Source organism: Streptomyces sp. NPDC049970 (assembly GCF_040660235.1).
In the GTDB taxonomy this organism is placed as follows: Bacteria; Actinomycetota; Actinomycetes; order Streptomycetales; family Streptomycetaceae; genus Streptomyces.
Genome location: NZ_JBFALP010000012.1, coordinates 24,501 through 49,670, shown reverse-complemented (window position 1 = coordinate 49,670; position 25,170 = coordinate 24,501). Strand labels below are relative to the sequence as shown.

Below are 25,170 nucleotides of genomic sequence, written 5' to 3'. Positions count from 1 at the left end.
GGCTGATGGCTGTCCACACCAGCCAGTCGGTGGCGAAGGCCGCGGGCGACGACGTCGCCCGCGGCCGGAGCCGCGGTACTGGTCGTAACCCCGCCCCGCCGAGCAGGTTCCGGCGGGCCATGTCGGTCCACTGGTACGCCTGGACCATGGTCGCCCCGGTGGTGGTCGTGATCGGCGTCATCATCGGATACCCGCTGGTCCGCGGTATCTACCTGTCGCTGACCGACGCCAACGAGCGCAACGTCGCACGGTCCATCGGCGTCAACGAACTGCCCGCCACCTACGAGTTCGTGGGCGTCGACAACTACGTCGACGCGCTGACGGGTACCCAGTTCCTCGGCACACTCGGCTGGACGCTGGTGTGGACGGTCTCCTGCGTGGGCATCACGTTCTGCCTCGGCATGGGCCTCGCCAACATCCTCAACCGCCGTATCGCCGGACGCTCCGCCTACCGCATGGCCCTGATCCTGCCCTGGGCCATCCCCGGCTTCGTCTCGGTGTTCGCCTGGCGCTTCCTCTACAACGAGGACCGCGGCCTGCTCAACAAGGTCCTCGGCGGCGCCGGGATCGACGGCATACCCTGGCTCAACGACCCCACCTGGGCCAAGCTCTCGGTCATCGCCGTCAACGTCTGGCTCGGCGTGCCGTTCATGATGGTCGCCCTGCTCGGCGGGCTGCAGTCGATCCCCTCGGAGCACTACGAGGCCGCGGAGATGGACGGCGCCACCGCCTGGCAGCGCTTCCGGCACATCACGCTTCCCGGACTGCGCCCGGTGTCCACCACGGTGATCCTGCTCTCCACCATCTGGACCTTCAACATGTTCCCGGTGATCTTCCTGCTGACCCGCGGCGGACCCGGTGAGGCCACGCAGATCCTGGTCACCCAGGCGTACAAATTCTCCTTCGAGATCAGCCCGCGCGACTTCGCGCAGTCCTCCACCTGGGGCGTGCTGATCCTCGTACTCCTGATGCTCTTCGCCATGGTGTACCGGCGAGTGCTCCGCACGCAGGGAGACAACTGGTGACCACCGTCACGGCACACTCCGGCCGGCCCACGGCCCGCAAGACCCGGATGCGCGGCGACCGTTCGCCCGCCGCCTCCGTGGTCCTGCACCTCACCCTGATCATCGCCTCGGTGATCGCGGTCTTCCCGGTCCTGTGGGTCCTGCTGACCTCGCTGAAGCCCGCCAAGTTCGCGACGACGACGGACTTCTTCAAGGAGACGACGTATCAGAACTACACGAACCTGCTCAGGGACACCGAGTTCCTCAGCTGGTTCGGCAACTCGGTGATCGTCGCCGGACTCTCCACCGTCATCGGCGTCTTCGTCTCCGCCACCACCGGATACGCCGTCAGCCGCTTCCGCTTCCCCGGCAAGCGCGGTCTGATGTGGACGCTGCTGATCACCCAGATGTTCCCGGTCGCCGTGCTGATCGTGCCGATCTACAACATCATGTCGACCATCGGCCTGCTCAACCAGCCCGCCGGACTCGTCATCACCTACCTCACCATCTCGGTGCCGTTCTGCGCCTGGATGATGAAGGGGTTCTTCGACACGATCCCGCACGAGATCGACGAGTCGGGCCAGGTCGACGGACTCACCCCGTTCGGCACGTTCTGGCGGCTCATACTCCCGCTCGCCAAGCCCGGCCTCGCCGTCACCGCCTTCTACTCCTTCATCACCGCCTGGGGCGAGGTGGCGTACGCCTCCGCCTTCATGGTCGGCGACGAGAACCTCACGCTCGCCGGCGGACTCCAGAAGTTCGTCAACCAGTACGGCGCCCAGTGGGGCCCGATGACCGCGGCGTCCGTGCTCATCGCCATCCCGGCCGCGCTGGTCTTCCTCTTCGCGCAGAAGCACCTCGTCACCGGCATGTCCGCCGGAGCCGTCAAGGGCTGACGCACCCAGTCCGCACGACCGCACGCAACGTCACGGCGGCGCCGGATCCCCGACCCGGTCCCGGCGCCGCCCCCCACCCAGACACCCCAGGGACGACATGACCCAGCACCTCGCTGCCCCCTCCACCGGCACGTCCGACGACGCCCCGGGCCACCGCACCGGCTGGTGGCAGGACGCGGTGATCTACCAGGTCTACCCACGGAGCTTCGCCGACGGCGACGGCGACGGCATGGGCGACCTCGCGGGCGTCACCGCACGGCTCCCGTACCTCAGGGACCTCGGTGTCGACGCCGTCTGGCTCAGCCCCTTCTACGCCTCGCCGCAGGCCGACGCCGGCTACGACGTCGCCGACTACCGGGCGATCGACCCGATGTTCGGCACGCTCCTCGACGCCGACGAGCTGATCCGCGAGGCCCACGGCGTGGGCCTGCGCATCATCGTCGACCTGGTGCCCAACCACTCCTCCGACCAGCACGAGTGGTTCAAGCGCGCCCTCGCCGAGGGGCCCGGGTCCGCGCTGCGGGAGCGCTACCACTTCCGTCCCGGCAAGGGCACCGACGGCGAACTCCCGCCCAACGACTGGGAGTCCATCTTCGGCGGTCCCGCCTGGACCCGGACCACCGACCCGGACGGCACGCCCGGCGAGTGGTACCTCCACCTGTTCGCGCCCGAGCAGCCCGACTTCAACTGGGAACACCCCGCCGTCGCGGACGAGTTCCGCTCGATCCTGCGCTTCTGGCTCGACATGGGCGTCGACGGTTTCCGCGTCGACGTCGCCCACGGCCTCGTCAAGGCGGAGGGCCTGCCCGATCTCGGCTCGCACGACAAGCTGAAGCTGCTGGGCAGCGCCGACGACGGCCTGCCCTTCTTCGACCAGGACGGTGTGCACGAGATCTACCGCAGCTGGCGCACCATCCTCGACGAGTACCCGGGCGACCGCATCGCCGTCGCCGAGGCGTGGACCCCGACCGTCGAGCGCACCGCCAACTACGTGCGCCCCGACGAGATGCACCAGGCCTTCAACTTCCAGTACCTCTCGACCGCCTGGGACGCCGCCGAGCTCCGCAAGGTCATCGACTCCTCGCTCGACGCGATGCGCCCGGTGGGCGCCCCCACCACCTGGGTGCTGTCCAACCACGACGTCACCCGGCACACCACCCGCTTCGCCAACCCGCCGGGCCTGGGCACCCAGATCCGCACCCCCGGAGACCGCGAGCTCGGTCTGCGCAGGGCCCGCGCGGCCACCCTGCTGATGCTGGCGCTGCCCGGCTCCGCCTACGTCTACCAGGGCGAGGAGCTCGGCCTCCCGGACGTCACCGACCTGCCCGACGAGGCCCGCCAGGACCCGTCCTACTTCCGCGCCGAGGGCCAGGACGGCTTCCGCGACGGATGCCGGGTGCCGATCCCGTGGACCCGCGAGGGCAGCTCCTACGGCTTCGGAAGCGGCGGCAGCTGGCTGCCCCAGCCCGAGAGTTGGGGCGCGCTCTCCGTCGAGGCGCAGAGCGGCAAGGAGGGCTCCACGCTGGAGCTGTACCGCGCCGCGATCGCCGCCCGCCGCGAGCACCCGGGCCTCGGCGCCGGCACGGACGTCGAGTGGCTGCACGCCCCCGAGGGTGTGCTCGCCCTGAGCCGTCCCGGCTTCGTCTGCACCGTCAACACCACGGGCGCACCGGTGCGGATCGCCGCCCCCGGCGCCCTGCTGCTGGCCAGCGGCCCGCTGTCCGTGGACGGCGACACCGTCGACCTGCCCGCCGACACCACGGTGTGGTGGACGGTGTGACCGTCCCCGCACCCAGGACCGGACCGGCGCTGCGGCTCTCCGACATCGCCGGCCAGGCCGCCGTCAGCGAGGCCACTGTCAGCCGGGTCCTGAACGGGAAGCCGGGCGTCGCGGACACCACGCGTCAGCGGGTGCTCGCGGCGCTCGACATCCTCGGCTACGAACGCCCCGTGCGGCTGCGGCAGCGCAGCGCCGGACTGATCGGGCTGGTGACGCCCGAGCTCACCAACCCGATCTTCCCGGCCTTCGCGCAGTCCGTGGAGCAGGTGCTCGCGGGGCACGGCTACACGCCCGTGCTCTGCACCCAGCTCCCCGGCGGCGCCACCGAGGACGAGCTGGTCGAACAGCTCGTCGAGCGTGGCGTCGGCGGGATCGTCTTCCTGTCAGGACTGCACGCCGACACCTCGGCCGACCCGGCGAGGTACGCCGCGCTGACCGACCGGGGCGTGCCCTTCGTCCTGATCAACGGCTACAACGAGCGCATCAGCGCTCCGTTCGTGTCCCCCGACGACCAGGCCGCCGTACGCATGGCCGTCGGCCACCTCGCCGAACTCGGGCACCGGCGGATCGGCCTGGCGATCGGGCCGCAGCGCTACGTACCGTCCCGGCGCAAGCGCGACGGCTTCGTCGACGCGGCCGTCACCGTGCTCGGCATGGACCGGGAGGAGGCCGAACTCCTGGTCTGCTCCACGCTGTTCGGTGTCGAGGGCGGCCAGGTCGCGGCCGGCGCCCTCCTCGACCAGGGCTGCACCGGCATCGTCTGCGGCAGCGACCTGATGGCACTCGGCGTGGTCCGGGCAGCACGGGGGAGGGGCCTCGACGTCCCGCGTGACGTCTCCGTCGTCGGCTTCGACGACTCGCAGCTGATCGCCTTCACCGACCCGCCGCTGACGACCGTGCGCCAGCCGGTCCAGGCGATGGCCTCGGCCGCGGTGGGGGCCCTGCTGGAGGAGATCGCCGGGAGCCCCGTACAGCGCACCGAGTACGTGTTCCAGCCGGAGCTGGTGGTGCGGGGCTCCACGGCGGCGGTGCCCGGCGCCTGAACGGGCCGGGGAGCACCTGGTGATGGGGGCGGGGAGGGAGCCCGGGCCCGCGCCGGACGGGCACCCCACGTGGAGTGCCTACCGGGAGGCGATGGGAGTGCCCTCCGGCCGTGCTCATGGCCCGCCGCACGGCCCTCAGGACGCGTGCAGTCAGCTCAGCCGTGCATCGGCGTACACGGTCATCGCGTCGCGCTGGTAGACGGCGAGGCCTTCGGCGATCCTGTCGAAGTTTGCCCGCATCCGAGGGTCGTCGACATAGGTCTGGCCCACTCCCTTGTACGCGGCGGCCGTCGGGGTCCAGAACCGGCGGATCTGCTGGTAGTTGGCGTCCACCTCGGCCTGTACCGCGGGGTCGGAGACCGGCGTGTCGGCCACCATGAACTCCGCCATGCGGATCATCTGCGCCGTCACCTCACGCTGCCAGCGCTCCGCTTCCTCGGAGGTCATCGCATCGGCTGCCTGCCGGGACTGCTCCCACGCCTGCGGCCACCGCTCCCGTACCTCGGCCTCGGCCTCGGAGGGGGCCTGGAACCCCTCGAACAGGTTCTCCGGCTTGTTGATCTTCGTCATCTTCCCGTTGTCCCTACCTTCTTCCAGTTCGGCGATGGTGCGGCCGACCGTACAGGCCAGCGTCTCGAGCCGGTCCCGTTCCGCGAGCAGCCGCTGGTGGTGCTCACGAAGCACGGCCACCTGGTCGAGCCGGCTGTCCAGGACCGCCTGGATCTCGCGCAGCCCCAGGCCCAGCTCCCGCATCAGCAGGATCTGCTGCAACCGCAGCAGATCGGCCTCCTCGTAGTAGCGGTGCCCGTTGCTCCCGATCCATGCGGGCCGCAGCAGGTCGATCTCGTCGTAGTGCCGCAGCGTCCGCGATGTCACCTTGGACATCCTCGCCACCTCCGCGATCGACCAGGCCATGACCGGTGCCTCCCTCGCCGGGCCGGTCTCTCCGGCCACACACATGACCGTAGAAGTTGCCGCAACGGAAAGCGCAAGCCCGAGGCCCCATCGGGCGGGCATCAGGGCCTGACCCGTCGGACAGGCCCTTGAAGTCCGTACTGAGCGCGCTCTCGGACCCGTAGGCGACGTTGCGCGCGATGGCTGAGACGGGCTGTGTTCCTTCGCGAAGGTCGCGTGAGGCCAGTTCGACCCGCCAGCGCGTCAAGTGGTCGAGAGGCGGCGTGGAGAAAGCATGAACCTGTGCAGGTGCAGCACGTCGATCGGGCCGCGCCAGCGTCTGGTGTGACGCGACACCGACACACGGCTGACCTGGGTGGTTCTCGTCCCGGGCTACGGTTCCAACCGCGCGACCCCTCCCGTCTCAAGGGCCACCCACAGAGCGCCGTCGGAACCTATGGTGATGCCGTGCGGCTCGGACGACGGTGACGGCAGGCTGTACTCGGCGATCTCGCCGCTATCGGTGATGTGGCCAATGCGGTTGGCTCCCCATTCGGTGAACCAGCAGTCCCCGGTGGACGCTGCGACGATGGCGTGGGGTTTGGCCGTGCGGTCGGGGAGCGGGAACTCCGCGATCCCGCCATCCACCGAGATCCTGCCGATCTGGCCCGCTGCGATCTCGACGAACCACAAGGCGGCGCCGTCACTGGTGATGCCCACGGGTGCGGCGCTGGGGGTGGGGAGTGGGTATATGGCGATATCCCCATGGACAGTGATGCGGCCGATTGCGTTCGCCTGGTTGAGGGTGAACCACAGGGCGCCATCAGGGCCTGCGGTGATTGCCGAGGGATAGGCGCCCGTACGGGGAAGGACGAACTCTGTGATCTCTCCCTTGCAGGTGATGCGGCCGATACGGTCGGTGTTCATCTCCGTGAACCACACCGCACCGTCTGGACCGGCAGTGATGCCGAAGGGTCCGCTGTCCGGCGTCGGAGTGGGGAAGGACTCCCTTTCGCCGTCGGCGGTGACGCGGCCGATCCGGTGGTCCTGGGACCGGGTGAACCACATTGCTCCGTCGGGCCCGGGAGTAATGACCGTAGGGCGACACTCAGACGAGTCCAGGGGGTATTCGTTGAGTTCGCCGTCGAGGGTGAGACGCGCGATGCGGCCACTGTGCGCGAGGGTGAGCCACAGCGCACCGTCAGGTCCGGCCGCGATGCCGTAAGGCCCCGCACCCTTGTCCGCCACGGAGATCTCCCTGGTGGCCGGGGCATCAGAATGGTGCACAGCAACTCCTTGCAGGGGTGGTGGGGTGAGGATCAATCGACATTCCTGGTCGATGTCGCAGCTCGGTCTCGGACCAGGTTGAGAATGATCGCAGCGAGGTCAGCAGGCCGGGTCATGGGGACGTTGTGGTTCGAGCTGATGTCGATCAGCCGGCGGCCAGGGACGGCATCGACGACAGCACGCACCTCGTCGCGCCGGGAGGCGTAAAAGCCATCCTCGGCCAGCACGATCGTCATCGGACAGGTGACGCGGGCGTACACATCGACGGCTGGGAAGACTTCTGCGTCGGGCTCCACAGCAGTGACAGTCGCGACCTCCTCGATGGCGGGCCGCCGTACCCACCAGTGGCCGCAGCGCATGAAGGAGCGCCGCGTAACCTCCTCGACAAGTCCGGGCCGTGCTCCGGCGTTGAGCCAGTCGCCTCCGGCCTCGCGCACGCACTGCTCGACATAGGCGTGCATCTGGTCGTCATCGGCTTTCCAGCCGTAGCGGAACATCGTCCGTAAGCGGTCCGCCGCCTCGGTGGTCCGCACGTCAGCATGCTCGGCGATTGACGCGTTACGGTCATCGAGCACTAGGCCGTCCACGATGCAGAGGGCGGCCGGTTCCACAAGTCCACAGGCAGTGGCGGCCGTCACCGCGTACCCGCCGGTTGAATGGCCGACCAGCACGGTGCGGTCCCAGGCCAGCGCGGTGACGACGCTACCGATGTCTCGCCAGTACTGCTCGGGATTGGTGGAGTCGAGCCGGGTCTGCCCATGGCCACGCAGGTCGAGGGCAATCGGATGGCACTCGCTCACCAGATGGGACGCCACATCCGTCCAGGCCGCAGCGTTGTGTCCGCTGCCGTGGACAAGCAGCACGCCCTCACCGTGACCGCCGAAGTCCACACCGGACAGGACCCCGTCCACGACGGGGAGTTCGATCTCTGTTCCGGTCACCACCGGACCCTGCCTGCGAGAAGACAGCCAGTGCAACTGCTTTTCTCACAGGGAGCCAGGGAGGGGTGAGGATTCATTGAGACCGGGCCGGGGAGCGCGGGCAACGCAACTGTCGCAGTAAATAACGGATTTACTGCGGCAGGGCTGGCAGGGCGGGACAGATGTGACGATCGAACCGGTGACCGATCCGGGAGTGGTGGCGCGCTTCGGCTGCCGCGCGCCCGGGTGGTGCCCCTGTCCTCCGCTCCTGCGTCGTACACCGCGGCGGCCGAGCGCTACCTCACCGGCGCGGGCGTCGCGAAGTCCTCCGCCCGGATCTACCGGATCTTGCTGACGACGTGGGGGTGGACGCTCGCCGGCGAGGCGGCACCGACCGGCCCGGCCCGCCGGGGCGCGAAGCCGCCCGGTTTCCCCGTCGCTGCAATCGACGACCCGGCGCTTCCGGAGGTGCTGGCCGAGCTGGCGGCGGCGCGTGCGGACGAAATGGACGCCGACACCGTCAACCGGGAGCTGTCCATCGCCCGCAAGGTGATCGGCTGACAAGCGCCGCTTGCGATCAGGCCCGACCAGGCGATGGCACGACCACGACCTGCACGTCGTCCTCGTAGACGACCCGACCAGGATCTGCGGAACGCACCGTCAGGCAATCGACGCCGTGGGCGGCCAGGATCTCCAGATAGCCGGGAACCCGTCCGAGGAGATGCGCGGCTGACGGCTTGAACCACGCTGCCGCGCCCGGGTTGATCTCGTCGTCGTAGACGGTGGGGTCGACCGTCGAAGGGTCGGTGTACGCGGCGTCGTACCAGCTGTTGTTGCTGCGACGGAACGACTCCTGCTCGTCCGAGAGCCTTCCCTCGCGCGCCAGGTTGTTGACGAGCCCGAAAACCCCGGTGAACCATCCCCGCGTGTTCGGGTGTGGCGACTGGAACCTTACGTACGGGGCGGCTTCGCTCTCGTCGGCGGTCACCCCTCCTGCCAGCCCTCGGAGGCGTACGTCACGAAGGCTTCCCATGTGGCGGAGGCGAACCCGAGGCGGGGGCCGGGCAGAGCTTTGGAGTCGCGGACGTGCACGGTGTCGGCTGCCGTTGCGACTTCGACGCAGTCGTTGCCGTCGCTGCTGTCGCTGAAACTGCTCTTGAACCACTCCAACTCGGAAGATTCCCCTGCAGAGTTCTTGTGGATCATGTCTCTCCCAGAACTTGCTCGATGAATGCGAGGGACTCCTCTGGCGAGAGGGCCCGAGCCCGGATGATGCCATACCTCAGTTCGAGGATCCGGAGCTGCTTCGGGTCGGAGACAGGCCGGCCGGCGAACTCGTTGTCAGTACGCCCTACGGCTGAGCCATCTCCGAACTTCAGCACCTGGATCCGCCCGCCCGTGCCTGGGTGATCTCCCCGGCACGTTGGCATCACCTGGATCTCGACGTTCCGCAACTGGGCCACCTCCAGAAGACGGTTGAGTTGCTGGCGCAACACCATTGTCCCTCCGACAGGGCGGCGCAGGGTGACCTCTTCTTGGACAAAGCTGAACTCCGGTGCCGGGTCCCGCGCGAAGACGGAGCGTCGAGCCATGCGGGCGTCCACCATGCGCTCCAGGTCTTCGTCGGAGTAGGCGGGCCGACGTGTCGCGAGCAGCGCCCGTGTGTACGCCTCGGTTTGCAAGAGCCCATGGAGGTTGTGGTTGCCGTACGCCGCGAGCTCGACGGCTTTCGCCTCCAACTTCGCCAGGTCCCGTACCTTCTTCGGGTACCGCGCCTCCGCCAGCTCGCGCTTCATCAGAGCGAGCTTTCCGCCCGCGCCCAGCACTTCGTCCGCTCGGTCCAGGAACTCCGGCCGGGGGATGCGTCGCCCGCCCTCGACCTTGTAGACCAGGTCCTCCCCGTAGCCGATCGCGGCCCCGAACTCGCCCGCCCGCATGCCCGCCGCCTCCCGCCAGGCCTTGATCTGGCGGCCCACCACCGCGACCACCGCAACCCCCGACTCGTCCTCGGGATCGACGTCCCAGCCGGGCTCGTCCGCCCCGTCGTCCCTGCGAGCCGTACCGACCTCATCCACGCTCATCCGTGCCCCACTTCCGACGCGCTTGCCGTTCTCGCACAACCCCCGTCGTCCCCCGTGAGTCACCCCGGACAGCCGGGACAGCACTGGACAAGGCCGGGACAGTCACCGTACGTAAGCGGCTGATTGCTTCTCACGGTACGCAGGCGGGGCCACGCTGAGTGACGTGACCCAAGAAATCACCCGAACCGAACATTCCGCTCCCGCCCGGCAGTTCACCGTGCTGCTTTCCCCCACCCGCCGGGGTGCGCGGCTCGCCCGCCTGCTCACCACGGCGCATCTGAGCCACTGGGGGCTCCCCACGGAGTCGGCCGCGCACATCGTCGCCGAGCTGGCGACCAACGCCACCGTTCACGGCCGCGTACCGGGCAGGGACTTCCGGCTGAGCCTCACGGTCCTGCGCGAGGCGCTCCTCCGTATCGAAGTGACCGACGCCCGGGGCGAACGGGTTCCTCCCGCACCCAGGTCCGCCGATCTGCCCCGGGACGAAGCCGAGTCGGGGCGCGGCCTGCCGATCGTCGGGGCGCTCGCGGACCGCTGGGGCGTCGACGTCGGGCCCGCCCCGCGCAAGACGGTCTGGGCCGAACTCGACCTCGCACCGTGACCGCTGCCACCGGGGCGCGGGGTTCCGGGACCCGGTGGGCTGCGAAGTGGCAGCCCTCGATGTCCAAATCCTTCAAGGGCGTGGGGAAATCACCCCTCCCACCCCAAGTTGCCGCAAGTCCTGCTTCGTCACTCACTCGGGTGACATCGGGCAACTCAGCTGGATTAGGCATGGGTTGCCGTGCATATGCTCGCCTCGACCACCACGGACATGAGACGGCCCCCGACGAGACACCAATCTCGATCGAGGGCCTGACCACCGAGGAAGCAAGGACCTTCCCGATGGGTACCCAGCAGATTAGCGCGCTCCCGTGCGCCAAGCCCGTTGTATCCGGCGTGATCCACCGCAATGTCCTTCACACCGCGGGCTTCACCGTCATCGGCAACCACCTCGCCCAGCACCGCGGCCTCTCCCTCGTCGCCATCGGGCTCGCCGCGCACATCCAGTCACTGCCTGCCGGAGCCGGCATCGGTATCAAGCGCCTCGCCGAACGCTTCCCGGGGAGCGAGACCCGGATCGCCGCAGCCCTAAGGGAGTTGGAAGCGGCCGGTTACCTGCACCGCAGCCATGTAAGGCCCGCCGACGGCGGATCGTGACACGCACGGTCTCGTCCAACCAGTCGGCGGCGCGAACGCCCTCGCGGGACCCCGGCCACTGCCGGGACTGCCGCACCCACCTGTCCGCAGCCGCCTGATCCCGAACGGAAACCCATGGTCAGCGCACCGCACGAAGCGATGCACCGCATCTTTCAGAAGGACCCGGGCCTGTTCTCCCGGCTCCCTGACGTCCTCGGGCTCGAACTTCCGCCCCTCGCGTCGGCAGAGCCCCTGACCGTCGACCTCACCGAGAACGAGCCGCTCGAACGACGCGTCGACACCCTCCTGCGGATCGAGACGCAGAACGACGGGCCCTTCCTCCTCATCGTCGAAGCCCAGGGCAAGAAGGACCCCGGCAAAACAGCCAGCTGGCCCTACTACGTCACGTACCTCAACAACAAGTACCGGCTCCCCGTGCTGCTTCTCGTGATCTGTCAGGACCACGCGACCGCCGCATGGGCGGCCAGGCCCCTCACCATCGGCTTGCCCCAGTGGTCGACCGTCACCACGCGTCCCCTGGTGGCGGGCCCCCACAACATGCCCGTCATCACGAACGTGGCCGAGGCCCGCAAGGACCTCGGGCTCGCCACACTCTCGGCGATTACACACGCAGACAATCCGGACGTCGATGCGATACTGAAGACGATGTCGGTCGCCCTGCGCGACACACCGGAATCGATCGCCGAACCCTTCGTCGAACTCATCGCACAAGGCCTGGGCAATCGCCCCGCCGCACAACAGTGGAGGAACCTGGTGGCCGTGGATCTCTCCTTCTACACCTCGCCGCTTTCCGAAGGAATCAGGGACGAGGCGCGCGCCCAGAGGGGCGCCGCAGACGTCCTGCTCGTCCTCGACGCACGCGGCATCGCGATCAGCGAACGGACTCGCGAGAAAATCATGGCCTGCACCGATTCGGAACTTCTCAGCCAGTGGTTGGTTCGCGCAGCCCTTGCCGCCACAGGTGACGAGATCTTCGGGGAGACGCCCTCCGCCGATCGGTAGCTTCGTTCCGATGCCGGTCGCCGTTCGCGACGTATGGGCATCGGCCCCGTCCGCACGACAGTGGAGAAACCTGGTGGCCGACCTCTCCTTCTACATCTCGCCCCTCTCCGAGGAGATCCGGGAGGAGGGCCGCGCTCAGGGCCGCGCCCAAGGCCGCGCCCAAGGCCGCGCCCAGGCTCGCGGCGAGAACATCCTGATCCTCCTCGACGCGCGCGGCATCGACGTCACCGATGCCGTCCGCGAAAAGATCAGCGCCTGCATCGACCTTGAAGTGTCGCGTGAATGGCTGATCCGCGCCGTCCATGCCGCCACCGCCGAGGAGATCTTCGGCCCCACGCGGTGACAGCGGCCCGGCGGGCGGCGGTGGTGGTGGCGCTGGTGCCGAGCGGGACGGGGACGGGCTGCTCGGTCAGGCGAGGTCCGTCTGTGACGGAACGACGACCCCGTACAGGTCGGCGACGGTGGCGAGGGCGCTGTAGTGCACCTGGTGGGCGTCCAGCTCGGTGCCGGCGACCGGCAGGGCACGGGTGGCGCAGGCGTCGGCCACGACCGTGGGGCGATTGCCGCGCAGGAAGGCGCCCTGGGCGGTGAAGGCCACGCACATGTGCGTCATGAATCCGGCGACGACCAGGTCGCTGTGGCCCGCGGCGTCGACGTGCTGGTCCAGGTCCGTGCCGACGAAGGAGTCCGGTGCCTGCTTGACCACGACGGGCTCACCCTCGACCGGGGCGACGGCGGGGTGGATCCGGCCGATCTCGGCCCGGATGTCGTACGGGGTGCCCTCGCCGCCGTCGTTGACGACGTGGATGACCTTCGTGCCCTCCTGGCGGGCACGGGCCAGCAGCCGGGCTGCGGCGTCGAGGGCGGACTGCCAGCCGTCCAGTTCCATCACACCGGTCGTGTAGGTGTTCTGGTAGTCGATGAGGACCAGGGTCGACTCCGCGAGTGTCGCGGGGGTGTCGTCGAGGCCGTTGAGCCGGCGCAGTGTTGTTCTCGGCATGGGAACCGCCTGGGGATCGTGTCGGAGAAGGCAGCCCACCGGTTCGGTGACCTGCACCTATGACGCTACGACCCACCACGGGGTGTCGGCAATGTCATCTAACATGCAGATACCGACATCGACGCCGCCGATCGCAGGAGCCCCATGCGCACCGTCAGACGACTGATCGTGATCGTTCTCTTCGACGGGGTCGACCTGCTCGATGTCACGGGGCCGCCGGAGGTGTTCTCCCTCGCACAACGTGAGACGGACGAAGCGGCCGGATACGACGTGGTCCTCGCCGCCGAGACCATGGATCCGGTCACCACCGGCGCCGGGGTGCGGGTCCTCCCCGACACCACCTTCGACGATCTGTCCGAGAAGGGCATCGACACCCTGATCGTGCCCGGTGCGGTCGAGGTCGACAGCCTTCGCCGCGTGCGCGCGCTCACCGACCCGCGCGTGGTGGTGCGGGTGAGGCAGCTGGCGGAGCGCACCCGCAGGGTCACCTCCGTCTGCGTCGGAGCACACGTCCTGGCAGCAGCGGGACTCCTCGACGGCAGACGCGCGACCACCCACTGGTCGACCGCGCAGCAGCTCGCCACCGACCACCCGGCGATCGAGGTCGACGCCGATCCGATCTTCATCCGCGAGGGCGACGTGTGGACCGGCGCGGGAATCAGCGCGTGCCTGGACCTGTCGCTCGCCCTCGTCGCCGACGATCTCGGCGAAACCGTCGCACTCCGCGTCGCCCGGCAACTCGTGATGTACCTGAAGCGGCCGAGCGGTCAGAGCCAGTTCAGCGTTCCCCTGGAGCGGGTGTCCTCGACGCGGCGGATCGAGGACCTGCGCCACCACATCAGCCGGAACATCGGCGAACCGCTGACCCTCGCGGACCTCGCCGCGCACGCCCACATCAGCGACCGGCAGCTCACCCGGATCTTCAAGACCGAGCTCGGCACGACCCCGCACGCCTACGTCGAATCGGCCCGCGTCGAGGTGGCGCGCAGTCAGCTCGAATCCACCGACGCCACCCTCGAACGCGTCGCGTCCACGTGCGGGTTCGGGTCCGTCGACACCCTCGTCCGGGCGTTCCGCCGCAGCCTCGACACGACACCGACCGAGTACCGGCGCAGGTTCCGGACCAGCCGGGACTGAGTGGATGGTTCACCCCGGCGCGTCCAGGCCGCAACGCCGTCCAGGCCCGCAACGCGTCCAGGCCCGCCACGCACAGGAGAGGCCCCGGAGTCGGCCCGGGTCGGGCCTGCGGGGAAGCGACGCCGGGACCTCTCCTCGGTGTGACCGGCCCGGCCGGACGGGCGCGTGGGGCCCGGCGTGCCGGACCCCCGGCCGGCCGGGCCGGAGTCGGGATGAACTTAACAGTCCCGCAATATCTTGCGTAAGTCCTTGCAGGAAGAAATCTCCAGGATTTCGGGGATGTGAGCACGATGTGATCGCGACGTGTCCAGGGGGTTGACCGGGGCAGGTCGGGCTCGTACGGTCTGCCGCACATGGGGTTTTGCATCCTTGCTGCAAGAACCTTCATGAGCCTTGAGGGCACGGCGCGTTGCCATGTGAGGCTGCTCCGCCATCCCCGCACTTCCCCCACCGCAGGAGGAACGTCATGGCACGCAGACCCTTGTCCGGCGCGCTCGCCCTCACCATGGGCGCCGCTGTCCTGGCCATCCCCACCGGGCTCGGCGCCGCCGGCGCCGCCCAGGCCGCACCGCCGGGTGGGAAGGACGTCACCGCGGTGATGTTCGAGTGGAAGTTCGCCTCCGTGGCCAAGGCCTGCACGGACAGCCTCGGGCCCGCCGGGTACGGCTTCGTCCAGGTCTCGCCGCCCCAGGAGCACATCCAGGGCGGACAGTGGTGGACCTCCTACCAGCCCGTCAGCTACAAGATCGCCGGCCGTCTCGGTGACCGTACGGCCTTCGCGAACATGGTCAGCACCTGCCACGGCGCGGGCGTCAAGGTCATCGCCGACTCGGTCATCAACCACATGTCCGCCGGTTCGGGCACCGGCACGGGCGGCTCCTCGTACTCCAAGTACGACTATCCGGGCACCTACTCGGTCAGCGACATGAACGACTGCCAGTCGCAGATCAGCAACTACGGCGACCGCGCCAACGTCCAGAACTGCGAACTGGTGGGCCTGGCGGACCTGGACACCGGCGAGGAGTACGTACGCGGCCGGATAGCCGGCTACCTCAACGACCTGCTCTCCCTCGGCGTCGACGGATTCCGCATCGACGCCGCCAAGCACATGCCTGCCGGAGACCTCGCGAACATCAAGTCCCGGCTCAGCAACTCCGGCGTGTACTGGAAGCACGAGGCGATCTACGGCGCGGGCGAGGCCGTCTCGCCCTCCGAGTACCTGGGCAGCGGTGACGTCCAGGAGTTCCGCTACGGCCGCAGCCTCAAGCAGGTCTTCAACAACGAGAACCTCGCCAACCTCAAGAACTTCGGTGAGGGCTGGGGCTTCATGGAGTCCGGGAAGTCGGCGGTCTTCGTCGACAACCACGACACCGAGCGCGGTGGCGACACGCTGAACTACAAGGACGGCGCCAAGTACACCCTGGCGAACGTCTTCATGCTCGCGTACCCCTACGGTTCGCCGGACGTCCACTCGGGCTACGAGTGGTCCGACAAGGACGCCGGCCCGCCCAACGGCGGTCAGGTGAACGCCTGTTACAGCGACGGTTGGAAGTGCCAGCACGCCTGGCGCGAGATCTCCTCCATGGTCGGCTTCCGCAACGCCGCCCGTGGCCAGGCCGTCTCCAACTGGTGGGACAACGGGGGCGACCAGATCGCCTTCGGCCGCGGCTCCAAGGCGTACGTCGCGATCAACTACGAGGGCTCCTCGCTGACCCGGACCTTCCAGACGTCGCTGCCCGCCGGCGACTACTGCGACGTCCAGTCCGGCAGGGGCGTCACCGTCAACGGCTCGGGACAGTTCACCGCCACCCTGGGCTCCGGCACCGCAGTCGCCCTGCACTCCGGCGCCCGCAGCTGCACCGGTGGCGGCACCACCCCCGACCCCGGCACCGGCCAGTCCGGCGCCTCCTTCGGCGTCAACGCCACCACCCAGCCCGGTCAGAACATCTACGTCACCGGCAACCAGGCCGCCCTCGGCAACTGGGCCCCCGGCAGCGCGCTGAAGCTCGACCCGGCGGCGTACCCCGTCTGGAAGCTCGACGTCAGCCTGCCCGCAGGTACGGCGTTCGAGTACAAGTACCTCCGCAAGGACGCCGCGGGCAACGTCACCTGGGAGAGCGGCGCCAACCGCACCGCCACCGTGCCGTCCTCCGGCAAGGCCGCACTGACCGCCGACGTCTGGCGCAGCTGACCATCCACCCAACGGGCCGGGGACGCGAGGGTGAGCGTCCCCGGCCCGCGCCGCTCCACCCCGTCAGATCCCCGAAAGCCGAGGAGTACCCGCCCGTGTCCCGAACCACCCTCCGGCGGGGAGCCGTCGCCGCACTGTGCGCGGCGCTGCTCCCCGTCATGCCGGCGGCCACCGCCTCCGCCGCGCCCAGACCCCCGGCCCCGCCCTCGGACGCGAAACTCGCGAAGGAGCCGGCCAGGCACGACCTGACCCGCGAGCAGTTCTACTTCGTGCTGCCCGACCGGTTCGCCGACGGTGACGCCTCCAACGACCGCGGCGGGCTGACCGGCTCCCGGCTGGAGACCGGCTACGACCTCACGGACAAGGGCTTCTACCAGGGCGGCGACCTGAAGGGCCTCACCCAGCGGCTCGACTACATCAAGGGCCTCGGCACCACCGCCATCTGGCTCGCCCCGATCTTCAAGAACCGGCCGGTCCAGGGAACGGGTGACAACGCCTCGGCGGGTTACCACGGTTACTGGATAACCGACTTCACCCAGGTCGACCCGCACTTCGGGACCAACGCCGACCTCACGAAGCTGATCGACAAGGCCCACGGCAAGGGCATGAAGGTCTTCTTCGACGTCATCACCAACCACACCGCCGACACGGTCGACTACGCCGAGAAGAAGTACGGCTACAAGCCCAAGGGCGCCTTCCCCTACCTCGACGAGGACGGCCGTCCGTTCGACGACAGCCGCGGAATGGCGGAGGTGGACGCCGACTCCTTCCCGTACACCCCGCGGAACACCGGGAAGAAGGTCCCGGCCTGGCTGAACGACGCCACGATGTACCACAACCGGGGCGACTCGACCTACGCGGGCGAGTCCACCGAGTACGGCGACTTCTCCGGCCTCGACGACCTGTGGACCGAGCGTCCCGAGGTCGTCTCCGGCATGGAGAAGATCTACGAGAAGTGGGTCCGCGACTTCGACATCGACGGCTTCCGCATCGACACCGTCAAGCACGTCGACATGGACTTCTGGACCGAGTGGGCGACCGCCCTGGACGACTACGCGGCGAAGCGCGGCCGCGACGACTTCTTCATGTTCGGCGAGGTCTACTCCGCCGACACCGCGATCACCTCGCCGTACGTCACCCGGGGCAGGCTCGACGCGACGCTCGACTTCCCCTTCCAGGAAGCGGCCAGGCAGTACGCCTCCCAGGGAGCCCCGGCCTCGAAGCTCGCCGCCGTGTACGCGGACGACTACCGCTACACCACCGGCAGGGCCAACGCCTACGAGCAGGTGACCTTCCTCGGCAACCACGACATGGGCCGGATCGGCACCTTCCTCAAGCAGGACAACCCGAAGGCCTCCGACGCCGAACTCCTCGACAGGGCACGCCTCGCCGAGGAGCTGATGTTCCTCGGCCGCGGCAACCCCGTCGTCTACTACGGCGACGAGCAGGGCTACACCGGGGCGGGCGGCGACAAGGACGCACGCCAGACGCTCTTCGCCTCGAAGACCGCCGACTACCTCGACGACGACCAACTGGGCACCGACCGTACGCACGCCTCCGACGCGTACGACACCGGCCACCCGCTGTACCGGTCCATAGCGGCCCTCTCCGAGCTCACCCGGGAGCACCCGGCCCTGCGCGACGGCACCCAGACCGAGCGCTACTCCGAGGGCTCCGTCCACGCCTTCTCGCGTACGGACAGCAGGAAGCCGTACGAGTACGTCGTCGCCTCCAACAACTCCACGGAGGCGAGGACGGTCGAGCTGCCCACCGAGTCGGCGGGCATGAACTTCCGTACGCTGTACGGAGGTTCCGGAACGGTTCGCAGCGCCGCCGACAAGACCGTCAAGGTCACCGTGCCCGCGCTCTCCAGCATCGTGCTCCGTGCCGACAAGCAGCTCGGCACCCCTGCCACCAAGCCCTCCCTGACGCTGAAGGCCCCGGCCGCCGGAGCCACCGGCACCGTCGAGATCAGCGCCGACGTGGACGGCGGAGACCTGAACCGCGTCGTGTTCGCCGCGCAGACCGGCAACGGCAGGTGGATCACCCTCGGCTCCGCCGACCACGCCCCGTACAAGGTCACCCAGCACCTCGACGCCTCCGTGAAGGCCGGGACCGCGCTGCGCTACAAGGCGGTCGTCGTCGACCGCGCCGGACGCACCTCGGGCGCCCTCGCCTCGACGACCGCGGGCCAGGCGCCGCCGGCACCGAAGCCCGTCGCCGTCGACCGGGACCAGGCCGTCGTCCACTACAAGCGCGCGGACGGCGACTACGAGGGCTGGCAGCTGAAGTCCGGTGACAGGAGCGCCGACTTCGTCGGGCGGGACGCCTACGGCGCCTTCGCCTGGATCGACCTCGACGAGGGCGCCTCCTCGGTTCCCTACACGGTCGAGAAGAACGGCACGGCCGACGGGCCCGAGCGCACCGTCGACCTCGCCAGGACCGGCCAGGTCTGGATCGAGCAGGGCAAGGACGAGCAGACCGCCGAGGCCCCCGCGACCCCGCCGCAGGACACCTCCAAGGCCGTCCTGCACTACCACCGCGCCGACGGCGACTACGACGGCTGGGGACTGCACACCTGGACCGGGGCCGCCGCGCCCACGGACTGGGCCAAGCCCCTGGAGCCGTCGAAGACCGACGCCTACGGCGTGACCTTCGAGGTCCCGCTCGCCGACGGTGCCACCTCGCTCAGCTACATCCTCCACAAGGGCGACGAGAAGGACCTCCCGAGCGACCAGTCCCTGGACACCGCCTCGTACGGGCACGAGGTCTGGATGCTCGGCGGGAAGCCCGGCTACCTGCTCCCGCAGGCCGGCGGGGCGCCCACGCCCGACCTCACCAAGGCCGAGGCGCAGTGGATCGACGCGGACACCGTCGTCTGGAAGGTGAAGGCCACCGACGCCACCAGCCAGCAGCTCGTGTACGCGAAGAACGGCGGGATCTCCGTCGTCGACGGCGCGCTCTCCGACGAGGGGCAGTGGCTCCGGCTCGGTGCCACCGGACTCACCGACGCGCAGAAGGCGAAGTACCCGCACCTCAAGGACTATCCGGCGTTCACCGTCGACACCCGCGACCGGGACCGGGTCCGCGAGTCCCTGCGCGGCCAGCTGATCGCCACCCAGCGCGCCGCCAACGGCGCCCTGCTCGCCGCCACCGGAGTCCAGACCGCCGGAGTCCTGGACGAGCTGTACGGGAAGGCCGCGAGCACCGCCGCCCTCGGCCCCGTCTTCGGCAAGGGCGGCCCGACGCTCTCCGTCTGGGCGCCCACCGCCCGCACGGTCTCGCTCGAACTCGACGGGAGGACCGTCCCGATGCGGCGTGACGAGCGCACCGGCGTCTGGTCGGTCACGGGCAAGAAGTCCTGGACGGGCAAGCCCTACCGCTACGCCGTCCAGGTCTGGGCGCCCACCGTCCAGAAAGTGGTCACCAACAAGGTCACCGACCCCTACTCCACCGCCCTGACCGCCGACTCCGCCCGCAGCCTCGTCGTCGACCTCGACGACCCGAAGCTCGCGCCGCGCGGCTGGTCCGCGCTGAGGAAGCCCGCCGCCGTCCCGCTCCGCGACGCCCGGATCCAGGAGCTGCACGTCCGCGACTTCTCGATCACGGACTCCACGTCGAAGCACCCCGGCGAGTACCTCGCCTTCACCGACACCCGCTCCGACGGCATGAAGCACCTCGAGGAGCTCGCGGACTCCGGCACCAGCTACGTGCACCTGCTGCCCGTCTTCGACATCGGGACGATCCCGGAGAAGAAGTCCGACCAGCGGCAGCCTGCCTGCGACCTGTCCGTCTACGCCCCCGACTCCGAGGAGCAGCAGGCCTGCGTCACCAAGGCCGCCGCGAAGGACGGCTTCAACTGGGGCTACGACCCGCTGCACTACACGGTGCCCGAGGGCTCCTACGCCTCCGACCCCGAAGGCACCGAGCGCACCGTCGAGTTCCGGCGCATGGTCCAGGGGCTCAACGGCGCCGGGCTGCGGACCGTCATGGACGTCGTCTACAACCACACCGTCGCCTCCGGCCAGGACGACAAGTCCGTCCTCGACAGGATCGTGCCCGGCTACTACCAGCGGCTCCTGGAGGACGGCACCGTCGCCACCTCGACGTGCTGCGCCAACACCGCCCCCGAGAACGCCATGATGGGCAAGCTCGTCGTGGACTCGGTCGTCACCTGGGCCAAGGAGTACAAGGTCGACGGCTTCCGCTTCGACCTGATGGGACACCACCCCAAGGCCAACATCCTCGCCGTCCGCAAGGCGCTGGACGGGCTGACCGTCGCCAGGGACGGCGTCGACGGGAAGAAGATCATCCTCTACGGCGAGGGCTGGAACTTCGGCGAGATCGCCGACGACGCGCGCTTCGTCCAGGCCACCCAGAAGAACATGGCCGGAACCGGCATCGCCACGTTCTCCGACCGGGCCCGCGACGCCGTGCGCGGCGGCGGCCCCTTCGACGAGGACCCCAGGGTCCAGGGCTTCGCCTCCGGCCTCTACACCGACCCCAACACCTCACCCGCCAACGGCACCGAGGCCGAGCAGAAGGCCCGCCTCCTCCACTACCAGGACCTGATCAAGGTCGGCCTCACCGGCAACCTCGCCGACTACACCTTCACCGACACCCAGGGACGTGACGTCAAGGGCTCGGCCGTCGACTACAACGGGGCCCCCGCCGGATACGCGGCGGCCCCCGGCGACGCGCTCGCCTACGCCGACGCCCACGACAACGAGACCCTCTACGACGCACTCGCCTTCAAGCTCCCCGCCGACACCCCGGCCGCCGACCGGGCCCGTATGCAGGTCCTGGCGATGGCGACGGCGGCACTCTCCCAGGGGCCGGCGCTCTCCCAGGCCGGCACCGACCTGCTGCGCTCCAAGTCGCTGGACCGCAACTCCTACGACAGCGGCGACTGGTTCAACGCGCTGCACTGGGACTGCCGCAAGGGCAACGGCTTCGGCCGGGGGCTGCCCCCCGCAGCCGACAACGAGGACAAGTGGTCCTACGGGAAGCCGCTGCTGACCTCCGCCGCGCTCACCCCCGGATGCGCGCAGATCACGGGCGCGTCGGCCGCGTACCAGGACCTGCTCACCATCCGCACCACCGAGGAGGACTTCGGCCTCGCCACCGCCGGTCAGGTCCAGGACACCCTGTCCTTCCCGCTCTCCGGCAAGGAGGAGACGCCCGGGGTGATCACGATGCGCCTGGGCAAGCTGGTCGTCGTCATGAACGCCACCCCCGGCACGCAGCGCCAAGGCGTCCCCGGGCTGGCCGGAAAGGCGTACGCCCTGCACCCCGTCCAGGCGGCGGGCGCTGACGGCACCGTCAAGAAGTCCTCGTACGACGGGAAGTCGGGCAGCTTCACCGTGCCGGGGCGCACGGTCGCCGTGTTCTCCGCGCGCTGACACCCCGCACCGGCCGGTCCCGGCTCCGTCGCCCCCAGGGGGCCGGAGCCCGGGGCCGGCCGTTGGTGTGCCCGGGGTCGCATCATGACCGGCGGTACGTGGATCCGGCGGTACGGGGGGCCCCGGCCGCGTCGGCGCCGTACGCACAGGGTCCGGGCGGCCACGGGTCGGGACCGGCTTGTGCGGCGGCGCCGATCCGGGAAGGGTGAGGCCGGACAGCCCCACCGCACCCCGCATCCAGGAGCGCTCGATGCCCCAGATCACCGTCGACTACTCGGCCGAGCTCGACGACACCTTCGACCGGCGTGGCTTCGCCCTCGCCCTCCACCCGCTCGTCGCCGAGACCGTCACCACGAAGATCCCCAGCTGCAAGACCCGCTTCCGCCGCGTCGAGGAGTCGGTCGTCGGGGACGCCCCGACCGGCGACGCGATCGTGCACGTCGGCATCGCGCTGCTGGCCGGACGTACCCCCGAGACCAAGGGCAAGCTGACGGAGGCGATCCTGGAACTCCTGGCCGGACACCTGAAGCCCGCCGACGGCCTGGTCGTCCACACCTCGGCCGAGACCAGGGACCTCGACCCGTCCTACGCCAAGCGGTAGTCAGGCCCGCCGCTGCGGCGGCACCACGGGTGCGGCGGGCGCCAGCGCCGCGAGCCGCGAGAGCAGCTCGTCGAACGGGCCGTCCGCCGGCTCCTGAGCGAAGACCCGCAGCATGATCCCGGCCATCTCCTGGTCGTACGCCGCGCTCACCGACGCCAGCGCCGCGAAGTCGTGCACCAGCTGCAACTCCAGCTCCGCGCGCGGAACACGCTTCCCGTCCAGCCAGAGCAGCGCCGTCGACTCCGCCAGCGACACCCACGACCGCACGACGAGCTCCAGCCGAGCGGGCGGGGACGGCACCCCGAGATGCGCGACGATCTGCTCGTACGCTGCCTGCCGGACCCCGTCGACGAGCGCGTCGGCGGTGGACGAACCACGCGCCGGACCACCCCGCATCAACGCGGCGAACCCCGGCCCGTGCTCCTCGACGAAGTCGAAGAACCGGTGCATCACCCGGACCAGCCTCGCCCCCAGCGGTCCTTCGTGCGCCTCCAGGAAGAGGCCGGCCAGCTCGTCGGCCGCCCGCTTCAGCGCCGCCTCGTACAGGCTCCGCTTCCCGGGGAAGTAGTGGTAGACGAGCGGCCGCGAGATACCGGCCGCCGTCGCGATCTCGTCGATCGACACGTCGTCCGGCGAGCGGCGGCTGAACAACTCCAGCGCGACGCCGATCAACTGAGCCCTGCGCTCGTCGACGCCCATCCTGCGCCGCACACCGGTCGTCATGCAGGACAGCCTAACCGGGGTGGGCCCGCACCGATCCGGCGCCACCACCAGGCAGTTCCCGATCCGGCCGGCCGCGTTCAGCGCAGGGCGCCCACCCGGCTGCCGTCCGCCAGCAGCCCCGCCAGCCGCGCCCGGTCGCCCTCCTCGGCCGGCAGCGCCAGCAGCCGCCCGTCCGCCCGGCCCGCCACACCGCCGGACGCGGTCAGTGACGCGAACTGCCGTGAGCCCGCCGCCAGTACGTACCACCGGCCGCCGTCCGACTTCCACAGCACGCCGGCCAGCACCCGTGGTCTCCGCTTCCCGCAGTCGGGCGAGTCCTCGGCGCGCGCGGCGACCGCTCCCGGGGCGTCGGCGCCGCCCGACAGCTCCGGCGGCGCCTGGAACTGCGCCAGCACCCTGCTGCCCGTACCCCGCCAGGTGTCCGCCCTGGTGCAGAACCACCGTGCGGAGCCTTCGCCCTCGGGCAGCCGCTGCTCGGCGTACGCCCAGGAGTTCACCGTCCGGACCCCGTGCGACCGCACGGCCGGCAGCAGACAGGCGGTACGCGCCCAGCTCTCCCGCTCCACCCGGCCCGACACGTCGTGCGGGGCGGACGGCGGGCCGGAGGTGAGGCGCACCGGAGTGAGTTCGCCGAGATCAGTCATCAGCCTCGCCGCCGTGCCGTCCCGGAGCTCCAGCGCCTGCCAGGACCGGCAGTCGGCCCGGCCCCCCTCCCGCGTCCCCGGCACCCTCATCGGCGCCGTGACCCCTTGCCGGTCCAGCGGCAGCGACCGGGCCGGGACGTACGGGGCGAGCAGGTCCCGTACGCCTGTCCCGCGCACCCAGGGCGCGGTCAGATAGCGCACCCGGTCGCCCCGGCGCTGCACCACCAGCGCGCCGGCCGCCACCGAGTCGGCGCCGTCCACCCGGGCGAAGTCCAGCGCCGCGCCCCCGGCCGGATCCGCGTTGCGCGGTTCGGCGTAGCGCACGACACGCAGACCGTCGTGGAACAGCACCACGGCCGCCGTGCCGACCTCGCCCGCGTACAACAGCTGCGGGGGGCCCATCGGCGGGCCGTCCGGCGTCCCCGGTGTCGCCGACGACACCACCGCCGGGCCTGGCCGCGCCCACGCGGCGAGGGCGCGGCGCAGCAGTCGGCTGTCCCCGGTCCGGTCCCCGCGCGTCGGCCAGACGGTGAAGTCGGTACGCTCCGAGCCCCGCCAGAGACCCGGCGCCACCCGGCGCAACGCGCCCGGTTCCAGGGCCTGCTGGGCGGAGTGGTGCCGGGAGTAGAGCGGCGCGGACGCGGCGCTCGGGCCACCCAGGCCGTCCCCCGGCACCAGCAGCAGCGTCCCGCAGACCAGCGCCGCGCCGAGCCCCGCCAGGAGCGCCCGCCCGCGCCGGCCCCGCCGGGCCGCGTCGGTCGGCCTGACCTGGAGGGAGCAGGGGTCGAACTCGGGTGAGGCCAGCAGGGTGTACGGCGCCGTGAGCGCGTCGGCCTCCAGCAGCGCGGCGCGCGGGTCCGCCACGCCCGCCGCCTCGAGCACCCGGCAGACCTCGGCGTCGTCGAGCCCTTCGAGCCCCCGCAGCACATGGGCGGCCCGGCAGGGCCCCGACACCAGCGCCAGCGCCTGTTCCAGGGCGAGTTCGTCCGCCCCGCAGGAGTGCGGGAAGAGCCGCAGCCCCCACACCTGCGGGACCAGCGGTGGGAACTGCGCCCGCCGCGGCAGGGCGAACCGCAGCAGCGGCAGCCCGGCCTCCAGCGCGGAACGCACCAGCCGCAGGCGTACGTGCGCGTAGGCGTGCCCCGGATCCTTGCCCTGTCCGGCGGCCAGGGACCGCTGGGCGAGCCAGTGGGCCGACAGCACCCGCCGGTTGCGGCCGAGCGAGGGGGCCAGCACCAGATAGGCGACCCGGACCAGCCGGGCGTAGTGCTCGGCGGGCGCGGCCTCGCACCGCTCCACGGCTGCCTGTTCCGCGAACGGGCGGCCGGCGGGCGGCGGTACTGCTCGCAGTGGGGGCATGTTCAGCAG

The 25,170-nt window shown here is 70.2% G+C and carries 21 protein-coding genes and 1 pseudogene; 13 read left to right on the top strand and 9 right to left on the bottom strand.

The annotated features are described in order from the left end of the window. Nucleotides 1-5: 5 nt before the first annotated feature. The 4 genes from AB0I83_RS21175 to AB0I83_RS21160 all read left to right on the top strand — a co-directional run bounded on the left by AB0I83_RS21175 (nucleotide 6) and on the right by AB0I83_RS21160 (nucleotide 4,723). On the top strand, nucleotides 6-1,025 hold the full coding sequence (locus AB0I83_RS21175) for a sugar ABC transporter permease (RefSeq protein ID WP_356533127.1): 1,020 nt from the start codon (nucleotides 6-8) through the stop codon (nucleotides 1,023-1,025). Nucleotides 1,026-1,072: 47 nt separating this feature from the next. Then, nucleotides 1,073-1,900 carry a sugar ABC transporter permease gene (locus AB0I83_RS21170; protein WP_356533333.1) on the top strand — a complete coding sequence of 276 codons (828 nt, stop codon included), beginning with the start codon at nucleotides 1,073-1,075 and terminating at the stop codon, nucleotides 1,898-1,900. 97 nt (nucleotides 1,901-1,997) lie between these two features. Then, on the top strand, nucleotides 1,998-3,680 hold the full coding sequence (locus AB0I83_RS21165) for a glycoside hydrolase family 13 protein (protein ID WP_363305711.1): 1,683 nt from the start codon (nucleotides 1,998-2,000) through the stop codon (nucleotides 3,678-3,680). Then, nucleotides 3,665-4,723 carry a LacI family DNA-binding transcriptional regulator gene (locus tag AB0I83_RS21160; protein WP_363305710.1) on the top strand — a complete coding sequence of 353 codons (1,059 nt, stop codon included), beginning with the start codon at nucleotides 3,665-3,667 and terminating at the stop codon, nucleotides 4,721-4,723. The genes AB0I83_RS21165 and AB0I83_RS21160 overlap by 16 nt, the downstream gene beginning before the upstream one ends. Before the next feature lie 150 nt (nucleotides 4,724-4,873). Here the strand turns inward: AB0I83_RS21160 and AB0I83_RS21155 are convergent, their stop codons facing one another. The 3 genes from AB0I83_RS21155 to AB0I83_RS21145 all read right to left on the bottom strand — a co-directional run bounded on the left by AB0I83_RS21155 (nucleotide 4,874) and on the right by AB0I83_RS21145 (nucleotide 7,845). Beyond that, nucleotides 4,874-5,638, bottom strand: a complete 765-nt coding sequence (locus tag AB0I83_RS21155) for a MerR family transcriptional regulator (protein WP_356840427.1) — start codon at nucleotides 5,636-5,638, stop codon at nucleotides 4,874-4,876. 372 nt (nucleotides 5,639-6,010) lie between these two features. Continuing rightward, nucleotides 6,011-6,904: a virginiamycin B lyase gene (locus AB0I83_RS21150; RefSeq protein WP_363305806.1), complete on the bottom strand. Its 894-nt coding sequence runs from the start codon at nucleotides 6,902-6,904 to the stop codon at nucleotides 6,011-6,013. Between the two features lie 32 nt (nucleotides 6,905-6,936). Beyond that, entirely contained in the window at nucleotides 6,937-7,845 is a 909-nt protein-coding gene (locus tag AB0I83_RS21145; protein ID WP_363305709.1) for an alpha/beta hydrolase, read from the bottom strand. Nucleotides 7,846-8,073: 228 nt separating this feature from the next. On the opposite strand from AB0I83_RS21145, the gene AB0I83_RS21140 reads away from it, so the two are divergent. Continuing rightward, nucleotides 8,074-8,385, top strand: a complete 312-nt coding sequence (locus AB0I83_RS21140; RefSeq protein ID WP_363305708.1) for a hypothetical protein — start codon at nucleotides 8,074-8,076, stop codon at nucleotides 8,383-8,385. Between the two features lie 16 nt (nucleotides 8,386-8,401). Here AB0I83_RS21140 and AB0I83_RS21135 read toward each other — a convergent pair whose 3' ends face one another. From AB0I83_RS21135 to AB0I83_RS21125, 3 genes are read right to left on the bottom strand one after another with little or no spacing between them, the layout of a single operon-like run. Beyond that, nucleotides 8,402-8,812 (bottom strand): hypothetical protein, encoded by a 411-nt coding sequence (locus tag AB0I83_RS21135; RefSeq protein ID WP_356533119.1) that lies wholly within the window; start codon nucleotides 8,810-8,812, stop codon nucleotides 8,402-8,404. Further along, nucleotides 8,809-9,030 (bottom strand): DUF397 domain-containing protein, encoded by a 222-nt coding sequence (locus tag AB0I83_RS21130; RefSeq protein ID WP_356840247.1) that lies wholly within the window; start codon nucleotides 9,028-9,030, stop codon nucleotides 8,809-8,811. Before AB0I83_RS21130 ends, AB0I83_RS21135 begins: the two co-directional genes overlap by 4 nt. Further along, a complete protein-coding gene (locus AB0I83_RS21125) occupies nucleotides 9,027-9,905 on the bottom strand; it encodes a helix-turn-helix transcriptional regulator (protein ID WP_363305707.1) in 879 nt (292 codons plus the stop codon). The genes AB0I83_RS21130 and AB0I83_RS21125 overlap by 4 nt, the downstream gene beginning before the upstream one ends. A gap of 163 nt (nucleotides 9,906-10,068) precedes the next feature. On the opposite strand from AB0I83_RS21125, the gene AB0I83_RS21120 reads away from it, so the two are divergent. The 4 genes and pseudogenes from AB0I83_RS21120 to AB0I83_RS21105 all read left to right on the top strand — a co-directional run bounded on the left by AB0I83_RS21120 (nucleotide 10,069) and on the right by AB0I83_RS21105 (nucleotide 12,447). Beyond that, on the top strand, nucleotides 10,069-10,506 hold the full coding sequence (locus AB0I83_RS21120) for an ATP-binding protein (RefSeq protein ID WP_363305706.1): 438 nt from the start codon (nucleotides 10,069-10,071) through the stop codon (nucleotides 10,504-10,506). A gap of 281 nt (nucleotides 10,507-10,787) precedes the next feature. After that, nucleotides 10,788-11,093, top strand: a pseudogene (locus AB0I83_RS21115) (helix-turn-helix domain-containing protein); the annotation flags it as partial. 123 nt (nucleotides 11,094-11,216) lie between these two features. Next, nucleotides 11,217-12,104: a hypothetical protein gene (locus tag AB0I83_RS21110; RefSeq protein ID WP_363305705.1), complete on the top strand. Its 888-nt coding sequence runs from the start codon at nucleotides 11,217-11,219 to the stop codon at nucleotides 12,102-12,104. Nucleotides 12,105-12,177: 73 nt separating this feature from the next. After that, entirely contained in the window at nucleotides 12,178-12,447 is a 270-nt protein-coding gene (locus AB0I83_RS21105) for a hypothetical protein (protein ID WP_363305704.1), read from the top strand. 66 nt (nucleotides 12,448-12,513) lie between these two features. Here AB0I83_RS21105 and AB0I83_RS21100 read toward each other — a convergent pair whose 3' ends face one another. Next, nucleotides 12,514-13,104: a cysteine hydrolase family protein gene (locus tag AB0I83_RS21100; protein ID WP_356533110.1), complete on the bottom strand. Its 591-nt coding sequence runs from the start codon at nucleotides 13,102-13,104 to the stop codon at nucleotides 12,514-12,516. Between the two features lie 144 nt (nucleotides 13,105-13,248). Here AB0I83_RS21100 and AB0I83_RS21095 point away from each other — a divergent pair, with 144 nt between their 5' ends. The 4 genes from AB0I83_RS21095 (at nucleotide 13,249) to AB0I83_RS21080 (ending at nucleotide 22,435) form a co-directional block, all read left to right on the top strand. Beyond that, the gene (locus tag AB0I83_RS21095) at nucleotides 13,249-14,241 is read left to right on the top strand and encodes a DJ-1/PfpI family protein (protein ID WP_356533109.1); all 993 of its coding nucleotides are present in this window, start codon (nucleotides 13,249-13,251) and stop codon (nucleotides 14,239-14,241) included. 466 nt (nucleotides 14,242-14,707) lie between these two features. After that, nucleotides 14,708-16,432 carry a carbohydrate-binding module family 20 domain-containing protein gene (locus AB0I83_RS21090; protein WP_363305703.1) on the top strand — a complete coding sequence of 575 codons (1,725 nt, stop codon included), beginning with the start codon at nucleotides 14,708-14,710 and terminating at the stop codon, nucleotides 16,430-16,432. Nucleotides 16,433-16,527: 95 nt separating this feature from the next. After that, nucleotides 16,528-21,834, top strand: coding sequence for a pullulanase-type alpha-1,6-glucosidase (pulA, locus tag AB0I83_RS21085; protein WP_363305702.1), 5,307 nt, complete (start codon nucleotides 16,528-16,530; stop codon nucleotides 21,832-21,834). A 250-nt stretch (nucleotides 21,835-22,084) separates the two neighbouring features. After that, nucleotides 22,085-22,435 carry a 5-carboxymethyl-2-hydroxymuconate Delta-isomerase gene (locus AB0I83_RS21080; RefSeq protein ID WP_363305701.1) on the top strand — a complete coding sequence of 117 codons (351 nt, stop codon included), beginning with the start codon at nucleotides 22,085-22,087 and terminating at the stop codon, nucleotides 22,433-22,435. Here AB0I83_RS21080 and AB0I83_RS21075 read toward each other — a convergent pair whose 3' ends face one another. Continuing rightward, nucleotides 22,436-23,158: a TetR/AcrR family transcriptional regulator gene (locus AB0I83_RS21075; RefSeq protein WP_356533105.1), complete on the bottom strand. Its 723-nt coding sequence runs from the start codon at nucleotides 23,156-23,158 to the stop codon at nucleotides 22,436-22,438. A gap of 77 nt (nucleotides 23,159-23,235) precedes the next feature. Next, entirely contained in the window at nucleotides 23,236-25,161 is a 1,926-nt protein-coding gene (locus tag AB0I83_RS21070) for a hypothetical protein (protein ID WP_363305700.1), read from the bottom strand. Between the last annotated feature and the right edge of the window lie 9 nt (nucleotides 25,162-25,170).